Genomic DNA, 15,998 nt, shown 5'->3' on the forward strand with positions numbered 1-15,998 from the left:
CTTCCTGCATCAGCTGGTGCTATTTTCGTCCTTCCTTGCGCGACCCAGTAACGTCAATGCTGCCTCGCGAGCGCTTTTTTCGCAATACAACACCTGAAAAATTTGCTCAGTTATTGGCATTTCAACGCCACAGCGAGCAGCTAACGCTTTAACTTCTTTAGTATTACGGTAACCTTCTACTACCTGGCCGATGGTGTTCTGGGCGCTCTCAACATCCACACCCTGTCCCAGCATCATGCCGAAACGACGGTTACGCGACTGATTGTCGGTACAGGTCAGCACCAGATCGCCCAATCCCGCCATTCCCATAAAGGTAACAGGATCGGCACCCAGCGCGGTACCGAGACGCGTCATCTCCGTTAATCCACGGGTAATCAGCGCAGTACGCGCATTGGCGCCAAAGCCGATGCCATCGGAAATACCGGCACCAATCGCAATCACGTTTTTCACTGCCCCGCCCAGTTGCACACCGATAAAGTCCGGGTTGTTATAGACGCGGAAACTTTTTCCGCAATGCAACAACTGCTGCAAATCTTCGGCAAACTGCGCATCCGTCGCTGCCAGCGCGATAGCAGTCGGCAACCCGGCCGCCAGCTCTTTGGCAAAGGTTGGGCCGGAGATCACTGCCAGCGGAATGGCATCGCCGAGGATCTCACGCGCCACATCCTGCAACAGACGTCCGGTCTCTTTTTCCAGCCCTTTGGTTGCCCAGACGATGCGTGAATCAGCGCGTAAAAACGGCTTAATCTGACGCAATACGTCACCAAACACATGGCTCGGCACCACCACCAGTAAATCACGACTGGCGGCAATGGCGTACTGGAGATCGCTCTCTAACAGCAGTGTATCGGGAAAGGGAACATCAGGAAGGAAAGCGACATTACAGCGATCGGCTTGCAGTTGTGCCTGGTGCTGCGGGTTGTGCCCCCACAACAACACATTGTGGCCGTTGCGGGCCAGCGTAATTGCCAGTGCGGTGCCGTACGAGCCGGCACCGATAACGGTCATAGACGCGTTAAGATTTTTCATCAGGCATCCTGACGGGGTTCTGCACCTTCACCTTCACCCTGCTGCTGCAGATAGTTCATAAACAGCGCATCGAAGTTTACTGGCGCAAGGTTCAACTGCGGGAAAGTACCGCGGGAAACCAGGCTGGTGATGCACTCACGCGCATACGGGAACAGAATGTTCGGGCAGTATGCGCCGAGACAATGCGCCATCTGGTTGCCGTCGATACCGGAGATGCTGAAGATACCTGCCTGCTGCACTTCACACAGGAATGCAGAGTCTTCTTCAACAGTAGCCGTGACGGTCACACGCAGAACCACTTCAAAAACGCCATCCGCCAGCTGGCTGGAAGCAGTGTCCAGATCCAGTTTCACTTCCGGTTCCCACTCTTTCTGGAAAACCTGTGGCGCGTTCGGCGCTTCAAAAGAGATATCTTTAGTGTAGATACGCTGAATCTGGAAAGACATTTCGCTGGAGCTTTGTTCTGACATTTTACTCAATCCTATTCGTTAATAATCCATCATCGCGCTGGCGGAGCATCATTTCAACAGCGGGTCGAGCCCTGCGCGTCCATCCAACGCATACAAGTCGTCACAGCCACCAATGTGCTGCGCATCGATAAAGATTTGAGGTACGGTCGTCCGGCCGCTACGTTTAATCATCTCTTCCCGCTTATCGGCATCGCCATCAATGGGGATTTCCTGAAACGCCACGCCTTTCTCACTTAACAGTGCTTTTGCGCGATGGCAAAAAGGGCAGGTCGCTTTGGTATAGATCTCTACGTTAGCCATTTACAGTACCTCGAATCGGTTATTTTCCACGAACGAGGGGCAGATTATCGCCGCTCCAGCCCGCAACACCTTCTTTAAGCACCGAAACCTGAGCAAATCCGGCAGCACTCAGCTGGGCTGCAGACTCTGCTGCCGACGTTCCGGTGGCGCAAACGACAATTACAGGCTGCGCTTTATGCTTTTCCAGCTCGCCTAAATTGCCTTTCTTAATATCTGCCGCAACCACGTTCAGTGCGCCAGAGATATGACCTTTACGATAATCATCACGTGAACGGACGTCGACCACAACCGCATCTTCTTTGTTGATCTGACGCGTTGCTTCACCACGACTGATAGTTTTTACTTTAGAGAACATGCCCTTAACTGTGGTCACGATCACCAAAACCAGCAAGACAACCCACGCCATACCTAATATTGGGTGATTGCTTGCGAATTGCATAATTTCTTGCATGAGGGGTAACAACTCCCGACCGGGTTAATAAGCTAAAACAAGGTTTCTGAGTATACCTGCGCCACTTCTCATGTACAGTCGCGAAGGCGCCAGAGTTACGTTTTATGCGGTAGATTCCAAAAAAAAGTGTGATCGCACTGAAAACGGATATTGCCGGCCGTGCTGTTGCGTTCCTGAGCAGTCATTAATGGCGCCCCGGATAACCCTGCCATTTGTAAGTAAAGGTTTCGCTGCTTCCAGTCAGTGAATCGGGATTAATGCGGATTTTAGGATGTTAACCGCCGGTTGCACTGATGTTTTTGCCGCGGCTATCTGGCTGGCTGCTGTATTACTGCACAGCGCTGAAGATGCCGACTGCGCCCGATCATCACAATACTGTCACCATCCGAAATAGAAATCCCCAAAGAGATGACTGGTAAGCCGCTGTTCATCGTGGAATAATCCTTCCCCATGCGGGAAAAAGCGACAGTTTCATCTTTACGGACCCAGGGTAACGGATTGGCCAGGCGCGTATCGTCACTCTCAAGATTGTCCACTCTGTCCGCCAGCGTATTATGCGCTGGCGTTTTGCTGTTGCCTGTTTATAGCCAGGCGGCCGACGATAGTAAGTCGCAGCTCAAATCCATCCAGCAGGACATCGCGGAGAAGGAAAAGAGCGTCAAATTACAAAAGCAGCAACGTAGTCAGCTGCTCAATCAACTGCAGAGCCAGGAAAAAAGCATTGCCGAAGCCAGCCGCAAACTGCGCAGCACGCAAATTTCGCTAACCTCACTCAATAAAGAGATCGAGGCGTTAAACGCGTCGATCAGCAAACTGCAAAAACAGCAGGTTGAGCAGGAAAAACTGCTCGCTCAACAGCTGGACGCCGCGTTTCGTCAGGGTCAGCACAACGGTTTGCAGCTGGTACTGAGCGGCGAAGAGAGCCAGCGCAGCGAACGTATCCTTGCCTATTTCGGTTATCTGAACGAAGCGCGTCAGAAGAATATCGACGATTTACAGCAGACGCGTAGCCAACTCACGGCGCAGAAAGCATCGCTGGTCGATAAACAGGCGCAACAGAAATCCCTGCTTGGCGAGCAGCAGAACCAGCAAACCAGACTGGAACAGGCGCGTGTCGCCCGCCAGAAAACCATCACCACGCTGGAATCGTCGCTGGAAAAAGATCAGGCCCAGCTGGCAGAAATGCGTCAGAACCAGGCACGTCTGCAGGATAAAATCGCCAAAGCCGAGCGCGAAGCTCGCGCCCGTGCCGAACGTGAAGCGAAAGAAGCTGAACGCGTCCGTGCCCGCCAGCAACAGGCGAAGAGCAAAGGCACCACTTACAAACCAACAGAGAGCGAACGCTCACTGATGTCTCGTACCGGTGGGCTGGGTCGCGCCGGAGGCCAGGCGGTATGGCCGGTGCGCGGCAATATTGAGCATCGCTTTGGCGAAGCCATGCAAGGCGAGCTACGCTGGAAAGGCCTGGTGATTAACGCACCGGAAGGCACCGAAGTAAAAGCCATCGCTGATGGTCGCGTGTTAATGGCCGACTGGCTGCAGGGCTATGGTTTGGTTGTCGTAGTCGAACACGGTAAAGGCGATATGAGTCTGTATGGCTACAACCAAAGTGCATTGGTGAGCGTGGGAACCCAGGTTAAGGCAGGAGAGCCAATCGCGCTGGTCGGTACCAGCGGCGGCCGGGGCACGCCTTCACTCTATTTTGAAATCAGACGACAAGGACAGGCCGTCAATCCACTGCCGTGGTTAGGAAGATAAGTCTTGTTTCAGCGCCTAAAACTCACCGGACTCCTGAGCTGTCTGCTGTTTACCTGCTCAGCCCATGCCGGGAAACTGGCTATCGTGATTGACGATTTCGGTTATCGTCCCGCTCAGGAAAATCAGGTTTTGCAGATGCCACCCGCGATTTCTGTCGCCGTGCTGCCAAACGCCCCCCATGCCCGCGAGATGGCGACCAAAGCCCATCAGCGAGGCCATGAAGTCCTGATCCATCTGCCAATGGCGCCACTCAGCAAGCAACCGCTGGAAAAAGATACCCTGCGCCCGGATATGAGCAGCGACGAAATCGCACGCATTATCAGCGAAGCGGTGAAGGATGTCCCCTGGGCGGTGGGTCTGAACAACCATATGGGCAGTGCGATGACCTCCAGCCTGCCTGGCATGCAGAAAGTGATGCAGGTACTCGATCACTATAACTTTTACTTTCTCGACAGCATGACTATCGCCAACAGCCAGTCAACGCGTGCGGCGGCGGGCACCAGCGTAAAAGTGATTAAGCGACGCGTCTTCCTTGATGACAGCCAGAATGAAGCCGAGATCCGCAAGCAATTTACCCGCGCGGTGCGGCTGGCGCAGCGCGATGGTTCAGCTATCGCCATCGGGCATCCCCATCCGACTACAGTAAAAGTGTTGCAGCAGATGCTGCCCACGCTGCCAGCGGATATTACGTTAGTGCGTCCGAGCCAGTTGCTTAACGAACCGCAGCGTACCCATAGCCAGCCACTGTCGCCGGAAAGCAAACCCAAACCCCGTAACCCATTTCGCGGCGGTGAGCAGTGCGTCAATAAACACGCGCTACACCCCGTGCCAGCCACCCGTGCGCTGGGCGTGATTGGCGACAGTATTGCCGACAGTTATCCGGTGAAAACGCTAAAAAGTTTGTTCTGATTGGGCATGGGCGGCGATAACGCCGCCCATAGCGAAAAAAATCAATCCCAGCTCAACACCACTTTGCCGGACTGCCCGGAACGCATAGCGTCAAACCCCTGCTGAAACTGATCAATACTGTATCGATGGGTAATAATCGGTGTTAAATCAAGGCCGGACTGAATCAGCGCCGCCATTTTGTACCATGTTTCAAACATCTCGCGACCATAGATGCCTTTGATAAACAGCCCTTTAAAGATCACCTGATTCCAGTCGATTGACATCTCCGAAGGTGGAATACCCAGCAGCGCAATCCTGCCACCGTGATTCATCGCCGCCAGCAGAGTACGAAACGCCGGCGGTGCGCCGGACATCTCCAGTCCGACATCAAACCCTTCGGTCATTCCCAGCTGGTTCATCACCTCATTGAGGTTTTCCTGATTAACATTTACCGCGCGCGTCACACCCATTTTACGTGCCAGATCAAGGCGATAGTCATTGACATCAGTGATCACCACATGACGTGCGCCAACATGTTTACACACCGCAGCGGCCATAATACCAATTGGCCCGGCGCCCGATATCAGCACATCTTCACCGACTAAATCGAAAGAGAGCGCTGTATGTACTGCGTTACCGAACGGATCGAAAATCGTCGCCAGCTCATCGGAAATATTATCGGGGATTTTAAAGGCGTTGAAGGCCGGGATTACCAGATACTCGGCAAAGCAACCCTGTCGATTGACGCCAACTCCGACGGTATTCCGACATAAATGGGTACGTCCGGCACGACAGTTACGGCAGTGACCACAGGTGATATGACCTTCGCCCGACACGCGGTCGCCGATCTGATAGCCATTTACCTCCTGGCCAATCGCCACCACTTCACCAACATACTCATGGCCGACAATCATTGGCACCGGGATGGTCTTCTGCGACCACTCATCCCAGTTGTAGATATGCACATCAGTACCACAGATGGCGGTTTTGCGGATTTTAATCAGCAGATCGTTATGGCCCGGCTGCGGAATCGGCGCTTCGGTCATCCAGATGCCGGCTTCCGCTTTTAGTTTTGCCAGTGCTCTCATCGCCTCACCTCTCAGCCAATAACGTTAAGTTGCTTACCAATTCGTGTAAACGCTTCCACCGCACGTACCAGCTGCTGCTGACTATGGCCAGCTGAAATCTGCGTGCGGATCCGTGCCTGACCCTTCGGCACCACCGGATAGAAGAAGCCGGTGACATAGATCCCCTCCTGCTGCAGCAGGCGCGCAAACTCCTGCGCCACCGCCGCCTCACCCAGCATCACCGGAATAATCGCGTGATCGGCTCCGGCAAGGGTAAATCCGGCTTTGGTCATCTCTTCACGGAAGTAACGGGCGTTATCCCACAGACGCTGGCGCAAACCATCGCCTTCAGCCAGCATATCCAGCACGCGAATGGAGGCTGCAACAATCGCCGGCGCCAGCGAGTTGGAGAAGAGATAGGGCCGTGAACGCTGACGTAGCCACTCCACTACCTCTTTTTTTGCCGCGGTATAGCCACCGGATGCGCCACCGAGCGCTTTACCCAACGTGCCGGTAATAATATCAACACGGCCCATCACTTCGCAGTATTCATGGGTGCCGCGCCCGTTGGCGCCGACAAAACCGACGGCATGGGAGTCATCTACCATCACCAGCGCGCCATACTGATCAGCCAGATCGCAAACGCCTCGCAGATTGGCGATAACGCCATCCATAGAGAACACCCCGTCAGTGGCGATCATAATATGCCGTGCCCCTGCCGCTTTTGCCTCTTCCAGCCGCGCCTGCAGCTCACTCATATCATTATTGGCGTAGCGATAGCGTTTGGCTTTACACAGCCGCACGCCGTCGATAATCGAGGCATGATTTAACGCATCCGAGATAATGGCGTCTTCAGCGCTCAGCAGCGTTTCAAACAGGCCGCCATTGGCGTCAAAGCAGGAGGAGTAGAGAATGGCGTCGTCCATACCGAGAAATTCTGCCAGCCGTTTTTCCAGCTGTTTATGGCTATCCTGAGTGCCGCAGATAAAACGCACCGAAGCCATACCAAAGCCGTGACTGTCCATGCCCTCTTTGGCCGCCAGAATCAGCGCCGGATGGTTAGCCAGCCCGAGATAATTATTAGCGCAAAAATTGACGACATGATGCCCGTCGCCCACTTCGATATCGGCCTGTTGCGGGGAAGTAATAATGCGTTCTTCTTTGAACAGACCTTCCCGACGGCTTTCCGCCAGTTGATCATTGATTTGACGATAAAAATTCCCGCTCATGTTTGTCCTCCATTATTAGCCCACCTGCGGCACATATTACTGAAGAGAAGTTACATACACGACAATTCACCATACCGATTGTCAATTTTGCAGCATATATCACGCCATCAGACATCAGTTACATTCCGTTACGGACTCATCTGGCTGTCTGCCCGCCAATGAAATGTTATGATGAGTGTTATAAGCGCATGAAACCTCCTGTTTCATGCCACTGTTCAAGGTTAAGGTTAAGCTCATGATTATCGTGACTGGCGGCGCTGGCTTTATTGGCAGCAATATTGTTAAAGCACTCAATAAAGACGGCTTTAATGACATTCTGGTAGTGGACAACCTGAAAGACGGCACCAAGTTCGTCAATCTGGTGGATTTAGATATCACTGACTATATGGATAAAGAAGATTTTATCGCCAGCGTGGTTGCCGGCGATGACTTCGGCACCATTGAAGCGGTTTTCCATGAAGGCGCCTGCTCTTCGACTACCGAGTGGGACGGCAAGTACATGATGGATAACAACTATCAGTACTCTAAAGAGCTGCTGCACTTCTGTCTGGAGCGTGAAATCCCGTTCCTCTACGCCTCTTCTGCCGCCACTTACGGCGGTCGCAACACTGACTTTATCGAAGAGCGCCAGTATGAGCAGCCGCTGAACGTCTACGGCTACTCTAAAGTACTGTTTGACCAATATGTGCGCCAGATCCTGCCAGAAGCCGAATCGCAGATTTGTGGTTTCCGTTACTTCAACGTTTATGGTCCGCGTGAAGGCCATAAAGGCAGCATGGCCAGCGTGGCTTTCCACCTGAATACCCAGCTGAATAACGGCGAAAACCCGAAACTGTTTGAAGGTAGCGACGGCTTTAAACGCGACTTTATCTACGTTGAAGACGTGGCGGCAGTGAACCTGTGGTTCTGGAAAAATGGTGTCTCCGGCATTTTCAACTGCGGAACCGGCCGTGCTGAATCCTTCCAGGAAGTAGCGGATGCCGCGCTGAATTATCACCAGAAAGGTGAAATTGAATATGTGCCATTCCCGGAAAAACTGAAAGGCCGTTATCAGGCATTTACCCTTGCCGATCTGACTAAGCTGCGTGCTGCGGGCTATGACAAGCCGTTTAAAACCGTAGCTGAAGGTGTGGCTGAATATATGGCCTGGCTGAACCGCGACGCATAACGCATAAGGAAGGCAATCTCGTCGATGAAAATTCTGGTGATCGGGCCGTCATGGGTCGGCGACATGATGATGTCGCAAAGTCTGTATCGCACGCTGAAGGCTGCACATCCTGAGGCGGTGATTGACGTGATGGCGCCTGCGTGGTGCCGTCCCCTATTGTCCCGCATGCCGGAAGTCAACGAGGCGCTGGCAATGCCGCTGGGACATGGCGCGCTGGAAATTGCCGAGCGCCGTCGCCTGGGTAAGGCGCTAAGCATACAGGGCTATGATCGTGCTTATATCCTGCCTAACTCGTTTAAATCGGCGTTAGTGCCTTTCTTTGCTGGCATCAAACAGCGCATCGGCTGGCGAGGTGAAATGCGCTACGGCCTGCTGAATGATCTGCGCGTGCTGGATAAGCCAGCCTTTCCGTTAATGGTTGAGCGCTATGTGGCGCTGGCTTATGACAAAGATCGGATCAAAACCGCACGCGACCTGCCGCAACCCTTGCTATGGCCACAACTACAGGTTAGCGCAGAGGAAAAAGTGGCCACGGCGGCCGCTTTTGCGCTCACCACGGAACGTCCGGCCATCGGCTTTTGTCCCGGCGCTGAATTTGGTCCGGCCAAACGCTGGCCGCATTATCACTATGCGGCGCTGGCGCAACAGCTGATTGAGCAAGGCAAGCAGGTGCTGCTGTTTGGCTCGGCGAAAGATCATGAAACCGGCGAGCAGATTATTCAGTCGCTGCCGGAAGCCGCGCGTCCATTCTGCCGCAATCTGGCGGGTGAAACGCAGCTGGAACAAGCGGTGATCCTGCTGGCCCACTGCAGTGCGGTGGTCAGTAATGATTCGGGTTTGATGCATATTGCTGCGGCGCTGAATCGCCCACTGGTGGCGCTGTATGGCCCCAGCAGCCCGGACTTTACCCCGCCGTTGTCGCAGCAAGCGCGCGTTATCCGCCTGATTACCGGCTATCACAAAGTTCGCAAAGGTGATGCAGAGCAGGGCTATCACCAAAGCTTGATTGATATTCAGCCCGCTCGCGTTATGACTGAGCTGGAAAATCTGCTCGCAGCGGGCCAGGAGAGTTAATGCAGGTTCTGATTGTTAAAACGTCATCGATGGGCGATGTTCTGCATACGCTACCCGCGCTGACCGATGCGATGCATGCCATTCCTGGCATCCGCTTTGACTGGGCGGTGGAAGAGGGCTTTGCCCAGATCCCCTCATGGCATCCAGCCGTTGACCGCGTGTTGCCAGTGGCAATTCGTCGCTGGCGCAAACACTGGTTTGGTAGTCAGCAGCGCGAAGAACGCGTGAAATTTAAACGCGAGTTACAATCGCGTAGTTATGATGTAGTCATTGATGCTCAGGGTTTGATTAAAAGCGCGGCGCTGGTCACGCGACTGGCGAAAGGCGTGAAACATGGTCAGGACAGTCGCAGCGCTCGTGAGCCTTTCGCCAGCTGGTGGTATGACACACGCCATGAAATCGATAAGCAGCAGCATGCAGTAGAGCGCACGCGCGAACTGTTCGCTAAAAGTCTGGGTTACGAAAAACCCGCAACCGCTGGCGATTACGCTATTGCGTCGCATTTTCTGGCGGAACCGCCGGTCGATAGTCATCCATACCTGGTGTTTCTGCATGCTACGACCCGTGACAGCAAACACTGGCCGGAAGAGCAGTGGCGTGAACTGATCGGTTTAGTTGCCGCTACCGGACTACGGATTAAGTTGCCGTGGGGCGCCGAGCATGAACGTCAGCGCGCAGAGCGGCTGGCGGAAGGTTTTGACCACGTTGATGTATTACCTAAACTGACGCTGGAAGAAGTGGCGCGTACCCTGGCCGGAGCTAAAGCGGTGGTGTCTGTTGATACCGGTTTGAGTCATTTAACCGCAGCGCTCGACCGCCCTAACATCACGCTATATGGCCCAACCGATCCCGGTCTGATTGGGGGGTATGGCAAGAATCAGTTTGTGGTTAAGCCTGAAAACGGCAATAGCATCAGCGATATTCCTGCGGCGCGCATAGCGGAAACCCTGCACACTATTTTATCGCTCCAGGTTGAGTAACAGCAGATTATGTCGATGTCACCGCTATTAAGCATTATTATCACCGCCCATAATGGTGAGGCGTATCTGGCTGCCACGCTGGATAGCGTAATTAACGCCGTCGGCAATGCACTGCCAGAGTGCGAGCTGATTATTACTAACGATAGCTCCGGTGATAATACGCAGGGAATTATCGACGCATTTGCGATACGTTATCCGGCGACGAAAACCTTTGTTCTGCAACTTGCTAATATTGGTAAGGTACGAAACTTCGCCATTGCTCAATGCCAGGGTGAATATATCCTGATGGTGGATGGTGATGATCTGCTGCTGGCGGAGAACTTCTCCGAGAAGTTTCAGCTCTTACAACAGCAACGGCCGGATTTGCTGATCAGTAAGCTGATTGAGACTGAAGAAAATAGCGCACCCCATGAAGCGAAAAACACGGTGGCACCCGAAGTTCTGTCGCAGGGAAACGCTATCGAACGCTTCCTGATCCATCGCGATTTCCAGGCTCATGTTATCGGGCAGTTTATCCAGCGTAAGTTGTTAATCGCTATCCCTTTCCCGGATTTCACCTGCTACGAAGATAGCTGGGTATTTCCTGCTCTGCTTACACAGAGTGAGAAGATAATCTATTCGCGCAGCGGCTTTTACTTGTATATCAAGCGTAACAGCAGCCTTTCCGGGCAGATCAATCTTCCCAAGATCCTGTGCTTATACCAGACACTGGATAATATGGATCGCGTTCTTCCTGCCCGCTTCAGCCATCTGATTGCCTGTCACTGGCTCGATCTTTTCAATCGTTATAGTCGGAAAATGACGGGTACAAAGGAGCTGGAGAAAACCAGACAGCGCATCAGAGCGATAGGTAAACTGGCATTTTTAGCCGACAGTCGTATTCGCTTTAGCTATAAACGTAAGTTGTTAAAAGTCGCCTGGCTGACGCGCTGATTGACGCCAGCCAGAGAACAGATTATTCGCGATCGGATGACGGCAATCGATCGTTATGCCACAACACCAGGGAGATAATTAACAGATTCAGCATAATGGCTTGTTCGCGACTGAGCAGCAGTACATCCGTAAGACCACAGACAATGAGTCCCATCATCACCGCAAAAAGTGGTGGATTGCGGGTGTAATAAGCGAACCCCAGCAACGAGAAATAATAGAAAAGTAATACCATCGCCCCCTGCACCCCCAATAAGCTGGCTATTTCAATCACTTCATTATGCAGATGGACCTTTTGGATATAAGGTAACCCACTCTTATCAGCGTTATGCTCCTTTACATATTCCTGAGCATAGCTCCAGCGCTGCTCGAGACTATTTCCTAGAGGATGATCGGTAATCAAGTTAATGCCAATATTCCACATCGCCAGGCGACTGGTTAGTGAACCGTCAACATTGCCATTGGTGCTTTCATAACGACTAAACTCGCTTCTTGTCGCATCGAATTTAGGCTTAATTACCTGCTGATAACTTAGCGTCGCTACGGCGGTAATACATAGCACCACAAAAATAAGCGGCTTAAAGCCTAAATGACGCAGCTTCACGATACCGACAAAGATAATCAGCAGTGGATAAGTCGCCATCACATTACGAGTTCCAGTCTGGAAGATAATGTAATAAGAAACGGCAAAAATCAGCAGGCTGCAGAACATGGTTTTTCGGTTGATGTTTTCGTAAACCAGCAAGAATATCAACGCCGCTGAGAGAATAGAATAATCGTAGGCAGCATTGGTGGCACGGCCAAGAAAGAAGTCAACCCGCCCTGGAATATACAGATGCTGATAAATTCCTACGCCACTGGCAACAATGAAGGTCAAAATCAGCGTAACCCTGATAACTGAGCGGCTTATCTCATGATATCTGGACACAACACTGAGCAGATAATAGCCAATTATCGCCGCCAGGATTAAGCGTTTACCAGCATTCAGATAGCCATTATATTCATCAAAGTCTGGGTTACCGATATAGATCCATGCAAACCAGATCAGATCACTGGCCCCCAGCAGGGCGATGGGCGCAATAACCCACCAGTGACGCTTTTTCAGCCAATGGAAATCACAGATAACACCAAGCAAAGAAAAGTAAAAAGCCCAGTAAAACATAACCTTAGCAGATTTAACACTATAAAACATAGTCAGATTTGACAGTAAAACTAACATCAAAACGGTGTAAAACAACGTCCGACGGTAATCCTTTAACTGTTGGAGTAAAGACATTCTCTTCCTGCCTGGTTACATTAGCCGTTGAATCAGCAAAAAATAGAAAATTCATTGCGTAAACATGCAATGACTTGAGCTGAAGTAATTGTCTTCATCGCTTCGCCAGACAACGACCCTGGCTTAAGTGCCATGCGCACGCCATATAAAACCTGGTGTATTTCGCGATCCTGATATGGTCCACTTGACGACGGTTCCTCAGTAACAAACAGGCTGAGGGTAGGCACTTGCAGCGCGATGGCCACATGCAAAGGCCCGGTATCACCGGTCAGCATCACATCAAATGTGTTAATGGTTTCTATCAACCCTGGAAGCGTCGTCTTGCCAATTTGGCTATGAATACGTGCACGTAGCGTCGGTTCGACCTTTTCGATAAAAGGATTTTCCAGATGCTTCTCCCCCGGGCCGCCAATTAACACCACGCTGGCCTGAGGATTCTCTTTCAAAAGAGTATTAGCAACATCGGCAAAGCTTTCCGCTGGCCAGCAACGCTCAGCTGAAGAGGCGCCCATCTGAAAACCAATAATTTTTTGATTATCAGACTTAGCCACTTTCGCTATTGGCGGTCGTGGCACTTTCATGGCGCCATTGCTGATATCACAACCTAACGGCGCAATCAGTTCAAGCTTACGCTGTACCAGATGACCTTTAAAACCATAGGTGAAATTAGTCAGCCAGCGGTCGCGCCAGGGGTTATCATCAGAATAGTTATCACGAAAGATATATTTAGCACCGGACATCACCGCACTAAGATAGTCGTAGGGCTCATGGGAATGCAAAATTAAAGCTAAGTCAGGTTTTCCCTTTTCTTTAAGCTCTTTAATCAGAACAGGTAGCGTTTTAACCTTACTGTTCCAGTACACCACACGATCCCAGTCCTCGCCGCCTTCCATAAAATCACGGAATTTCTGATGCGCCACCAATGTAATAATGGCGTCAGGAAAACGTTGGCGCACTGCACGGATAGCTGGCGTATTCATCATAAAATCCCCCAGCGCCGTGGTGGAATAGATTACGATGTTGGCAAACTGCTGTTCCTGAAAAAAGCTGTCACGTGATGCTAACCGCCCTTTTTGCCCGGTATACAGCCGCAAAAACAAATCGACTGCGCGAAACTTCCAACGTTTTCTCATCTGGCATCCTTAAATTGCCGATAATATTCAGCTAATGTCATCCCCAAAGTACGCGACTGCAGCCAGCTAAACAGCTGTTCCAGATCGGCATAAAGCTGGTCAATATCTGCTTCATTTTTAAATGTTGGACTGCCCCCCGGCATAAATTCTGAGGAGTGCAGCATAAATTCCACGTAATCAGCACCATCAGCCAGCGACTGTTCAACCACACGCTTCATCTTATCCAGATTACCACCTACAGGACGCAACCAGTTTACTGACGGGCCACGCCTTTTACCGCGCAAGCGATTAATACCCTGCTTAAAACTGTTCATCAACGGTGAGTACTTGTTTTGAATACTCATCGGCACTTCCAGCAGCGGCGAGTTTCCGGCTTTAGCAATATCTTGTCGATCGATAAAGTAGGCGTGACGCGGAAAATCCCGATAGTCGGTGCCGCCGTCGCCCTGCGGATTGCCCGGTGATTGACGCCAGTCTACGCGTGGCGTAACAGAACAGTCGACCACATAACCCAGCTCAATCAGCAATGAGGCATAATACTCATTAAATGCCCAGCGTCCGGCGCGATGACTTAACATTTTCGTCTGAAAAGTTTGTTCGAGCAGCCTGGTCATATAAACCACTTTCTCTCTGATAACATCTTGCGGATATTCAATCAGATATGGCTTATGTCGCCAGTCATCACCCGTGAGATCGTGCAGCGGGGGGCTGTTCCATGCATGCAGGTGCATACCGACTTCCCCCTGGTTACGTGCGATTACATCTTTGGCAAACTCCACGTAAGTCGGATCAATAGCCATTTCGTAGTTGGTCAGCCAGGTGGGTTTAAAACCATATTTCTCACACAGGGACTGGAATCGCGGTAAAAAAGCCGCGTTGTGTGTATCGATTTTGTCATGATTCTCCCAGAGGTTGTCACCCTCAGTGTCAATCGTGATGAGAAATGCGGGCCTTGCCATATCTTTTCTGACCTCATAAAAACTGAGCAGTTATGTTACGCAGCAGGCCTTATTAGCGCAAAGTAATTTAGCTAACACAGGCTCAGGAAAAATCTGCAACAGTAGCCACAGCATTGTGACTCCATTAGAATTTACTCATGACTTATCATCCAGGGCAGCATATGCCATGACCACGCACATTCTTTTTATCATTGATGGTTTACCGGGCGGTGGCGCTGAAAATGTCACACTAACCCTGGCGGGAGGTATGGCCGACCGTGGGCACGCTGTCACCCTGCTGTCACTGAACAACCGGCTGGATTACGACATTCCAGCCAATGTTGATTATCGTGTTGATCATGATAATGGCCATGGTCCACTGCGTAAACTAACTGAGCTTTCACGGCGTGCTCGCTCTCTCGATCATCAGCTGGAACAGTTATTTATCGATAAAGGCCGTCCGGCTCTGGTGATTTCCAGCCTGCATAAAACTGATCGTATAGTGGTGAAATCAAAGCAATTAAGCCGTTGTAATGTATGGCATTGTGTTCATGGCATCTATTCACGCTCTTACCTGGGCAACAAAAAACCGCTGGCGCGCTATCTGAAAAGAGCCAAAATCCAACAGGTGTATCGCGGACGCAAGATCATTACGGTATCGGACGCTGTAGGAGAGGATCTGGTAAAAGTGATGGGGATTGTCCCACGTGAGTTGATCACCATTTATAATCCATTTGATGTAGAGCAGATACAGCAGCGAGCCATGGAAGAGAATCCGTTTGCTGGCGAAGATTATATTCTGCATGTTGGACGCTTTCACCAGGTCAAACGTCAGGACCGCTTGCTGGAAGCCTTCGCACAGGCTGATTTGCCAGCGAAGCTGGTGATTATTGGTCAGGGAGAAGAGACCGCCACGGCGCGACTCAAAGCGAAGATCATCGAGCTGAACCTGCAACAAAAGGTCATTCTGGCCGGCTTCTCAAAGAATCCGTTGCCAATGATCAAAGGCGCACGGTTGTTCGCTTTAAGCTCGGATAGTGAAGGGTTACCTACAGTATTAATTGAATCACTAATATGCGGCACACCCATTGTCAGCACCGCTTGCCCTGGTGGTGTAGGTGAAATCATGGTCGGTGAACTGGCCCCCTATCAGGCGGAACTTGATGCCGCATCGCTGGCAGAAAAGTTACGTCTTGGATGGCAATCGCCGCCAATCATCACTGCCGCAATGTATGCCAGATTCGATATTAATTTAATTATTGACCGTTATCTCAAGCTCGCGGTCGAATAACATCATGACCTATTGA

16 protein-coding genes are annotated in these 15,998 nt (G+C 51.4%); 7 read left to right on the top strand and 9 right to left on the bottom strand.

The annotated features are described in order from the left end of the window. Nucleotides 1–9: 9 nt before the first annotated feature. The 4 genes from gpsA to N5923_RS03380 are packed head-to-tail and all read right to left on the bottom strand — an operon-like array spanning nucleotide 10 to nucleotide 2,250. Entirely contained in the window at nucleotides 10–1,029 is a 1,020-nt protein-coding gene (gene gpsA, locus N5923_RS03365) for an NAD(P)H-dependent glycerol-3-phosphate dehydrogenase (RefSeq protein ID WP_267142878.1), read from the bottom strand. After that, nucleotides 1,029–1,499 carry a protein-export chaperone SecB gene (gene secB / locus N5923_RS03370; protein ID WP_267142877.1) on the bottom strand — a complete coding sequence of 157 codons (471 nt, stop codon included), beginning with the start codon at nucleotides 1,497–1,499 and terminating at the stop codon, nucleotides 1,029–1,031. Before secB ends, gpsA begins: the two co-directional genes overlap by 1 nt. A gap of 48 nt (nucleotides 1,500–1,547) precedes the next feature. After that, nucleotides 1,548–1,799: a glutaredoxin 3 gene (gene grxC, locus N5923_RS03375; protein ID WP_267142876.1), complete on the bottom strand. Its 252-nt coding sequence runs from the start codon at nucleotides 1,797–1,799 to the stop codon at nucleotides 1,548–1,550. Nucleotides 1,800–1,818: 19 nt separating this feature from the next. Continuing rightward, entirely contained in the window at nucleotides 1,819–2,250 is a 432-nt protein-coding gene (locus tag N5923_RS03380; protein WP_026111756.1) for a rhodanese-like domain-containing protein, read from the bottom strand. Between the two features lie 450 nt (nucleotides 2,251–2,700). Here N5923_RS03380 and envC point away from each other — a divergent pair, with 450 nt between their 5' ends. After that, nucleotides 2,701–4,008: a murein hydrolase activator EnvC gene (gene envC, locus N5923_RS03385; RefSeq protein WP_267142875.1), complete on the top strand. Its 1,308-nt coding sequence runs from the start codon at nucleotides 2,701–2,703 to the stop codon at nucleotides 4,006–4,008. A gap of 3 nt (nucleotides 4,009–4,011) precedes the next feature. Continuing rightward, nucleotides 4,012–4,917, top strand: a complete 906-nt coding sequence (locus N5923_RS03390; protein WP_407704373.1) for a divergent polysaccharide deacetylase family protein — start codon at nucleotides 4,012–4,014, stop codon at nucleotides 4,915–4,917. A 41-nt stretch (nucleotides 4,918–4,958) separates the two neighbouring features. On the opposite strand, the gene tdh is transcribed toward N5923_RS03390, so the two are convergent. Both tdh and N5923_RS03400 read right to left on the bottom strand, forming a co-directional pair. After that, the gene (gene tdh / locus N5923_RS03395) at nucleotides 4,959–5,984 is read right to left on the bottom strand and encodes an L-threonine 3-dehydrogenase (protein WP_267142874.1); all 1,026 of its coding nucleotides are present in this window, start codon (nucleotides 5,982–5,984) and stop codon (nucleotides 4,959–4,961) included. 11 nt (nucleotides 5,985–5,995) lie between these two features. After that, nucleotides 5,996–7,192: a glycine C-acetyltransferase gene (locus N5923_RS03400; RefSeq protein WP_267142873.1), complete on the bottom strand. Its 1,197-nt coding sequence runs from the start codon at nucleotides 7,190–7,192 to the stop codon at nucleotides 5,996–5,998. Nucleotides 7,193–7,427: 235 nt separating this feature from the next. Between N5923_RS03400 and rfaD the strand changes: the two genes are divergently transcribed. From rfaD to N5923_RS03420, 4 genes are read left to right on the top strand one after another with little or no spacing between them, the layout of a single operon-like run. Continuing rightward, on the top strand, nucleotides 7,428–8,360 hold the full coding sequence (gene rfaD, locus N5923_RS03405; protein WP_267142872.1) for an ADP-glyceromanno-heptose 6-epimerase: 933 nt from the start codon (nucleotides 7,428–7,430) through the stop codon (nucleotides 8,358–8,360). Between the two features lie 24 nt (nucleotides 8,361–8,384). Further along, nucleotides 8,385–9,434, top strand: coding sequence for an ADP-heptose--LPS heptosyltransferase RfaF (rfaF, locus tag N5923_RS03410; protein ID WP_267142871.1), 1,050 nt, complete (start codon nucleotides 8,385–8,387; stop codon nucleotides 9,432–9,434). Then, entirely contained in the window at nucleotides 9,434–10,414 is a 981-nt protein-coding gene (gene rfaC / locus N5923_RS03415) for a lipopolysaccharide heptosyltransferase RfaC (protein WP_267142870.1), read from the top strand. Before rfaF ends, rfaC begins: the two co-directional genes overlap by 1 nt. 15 nt (nucleotides 10,415–10,429) lie before the next feature. Continuing rightward, nucleotides 10,430–11,347 carry a glycosyltransferase family 2 protein gene (locus N5923_RS03420; protein ID WP_267142869.1) on the top strand — a complete coding sequence of 306 codons (918 nt, stop codon included), beginning with the start codon at nucleotides 10,430–10,432 and terminating at the stop codon, nucleotides 11,345–11,347. A 22-nt stretch (nucleotides 11,348–11,369) separates the two neighbouring features. On the opposite strand, the gene N5923_RS03425 is transcribed toward N5923_RS03420, so the two are convergent. Genes N5923_RS03425 through N5923_RS03435 form a run of 3 tightly spaced genes read right to left on the bottom strand, consistent with a single transcriptional unit; the run spans nucleotide 11,370 to nucleotide 14,712 of the window. After that, nucleotides 11,370–12,620, bottom strand: a complete 1,251-nt coding sequence (locus N5923_RS03425) for an O-antigen ligase family protein (RefSeq protein WP_267142868.1) — start codon at nucleotides 12,618–12,620, stop codon at nucleotides 11,370–11,372. 32 nt (nucleotides 12,621–12,652) lie between these two features. Then, a complete protein-coding gene (locus N5923_RS03430) occupies nucleotides 12,653–13,753 on the bottom strand; it encodes a glycosyltransferase family 9 protein (RefSeq protein ID WP_267142867.1) in 1,101 nt (366 codons plus the stop codon). Further along, nucleotides 13,750–14,712 (bottom strand): polysaccharide deacetylase family protein, encoded by a 963-nt coding sequence (locus tag N5923_RS03435; protein ID WP_267142866.1) that lies wholly within the window; start codon nucleotides 14,710–14,712, stop codon nucleotides 13,750–13,752. The genes N5923_RS03430 and N5923_RS03435 overlap by 4 nt, the downstream gene beginning before the upstream one ends. A 166-nt stretch (nucleotides 14,713–14,878) precedes the next feature. Here N5923_RS03435 and N5923_RS03440 point away from each other — a divergent pair, with 166 nt between their 5' ends. Then, nucleotides 14,879–15,982: a glycosyltransferase gene (locus N5923_RS03440; RefSeq protein ID WP_267142865.1), complete on the top strand. Its 1,104-nt coding sequence runs from the start codon at nucleotides 14,879–14,881 to the stop codon at nucleotides 15,980–15,982. Nucleotides 15,983–15,998: the final 16 nt, after the last annotated feature.

Source organism: Winslowiella arboricola (genome assembly GCF_025527015.1).
Classification (GTDB): domain Bacteria; phylum Pseudomonadota; class Gammaproteobacteria; order Enterobacterales; family Enterobacteriaceae; genus Erwinia; species Erwinia arboricola.

Coding starts and splice junctions, on each gene's coding strand:
- secB (WP_267142877.1), bottom strand. CDS start 1,499: ATGTCAGAACAAAGCTCCAGCGAAATGTCTTTCCAGATTCAGCGTATC.
- N5923_RS03435 (WP_267142866.1), bottom strand. CDS start 14,712: ATGGCAAGGCCCGCATTTCTCATCACGATTGACACTGAGGGTGACAAC.
- N5923_RS03400 (WP_267142873.1), bottom strand. CDS start 7,192: ATGAGCGGGAATTTTTATCGTCAAATCAATGATCAACTGGCGGAAAGC.
- tdh (WP_267142874.1), bottom strand. CDS start 5,984: ATGAGAGCACTGGCAAAACTAAAAGCGGAAGCCGGCATCTGGATGACC.
- gpsA (WP_267142878.1), bottom strand. CDS start 1,029: ATGAAAAATCTTAACGCGTCTATGACCGTTATCGGTGCCGGCTCGTAC.
- rfaF (WP_267142871.1), top strand. CDS start 8,385: ATGAAAATTCTGGTGATCGGGCCGTCATGGGTCGGCGACATGATGATG.
- grxC (WP_267142876.1), bottom strand. CDS start 1,799: ATGGCTAACGTAGAGATCTATACCAAAGCGACCTGCCCTTTTTGCCAT.
- N5923_RS03380 (WP_026111756.1), bottom strand. CDS start 2,250: ATGCAAGAAATTATGCAATTCGCAAGCAATCACCCAATATTAGGTATG.
- N5923_RS03430 (WP_267142867.1), bottom strand. CDS start 13,753: ATGAGAAAACGTTGGAAGTTTCGCGCAGTCGATTTGTTTTTGCGGCTG.
- rfaD (WP_267142872.1), top strand. CDS start 7,428: ATGATTATCGTGACTGGCGGCGCTGGCTTTATTGGCAGCAATATTGTT.
- N5923_RS03420 (WP_267142869.1), top strand. CDS start 10,430: ATGTCACCGCTATTAAGCATTATTATCACCGCCCATAATGGTGAGGCG.
- envC (WP_267142875.1), top strand. CDS start 2,701: ATGCGGGAAAAAGCGACAGTTTCATCTTTACGGACCCAGGGTAACGGA.
- N5923_RS03425 (WP_267142868.1), bottom strand. CDS start 12,620: ATGTCTTTACTCCAACAGTTAAAGGATTACCGTCGGACGTTGTTTTAC.
- rfaC (WP_267142870.1), top strand. CDS start 9,434: ATGCAGGTTCTGATTGTTAAAACGTCATCGATGGGCGATGTTCTGCAT.
- N5923_RS03440 (WP_267142865.1), top strand. CDS start 14,879: ATGACCACGCACATTCTTTTTATCATTGATGGTTTACCGGGCGGTGGC.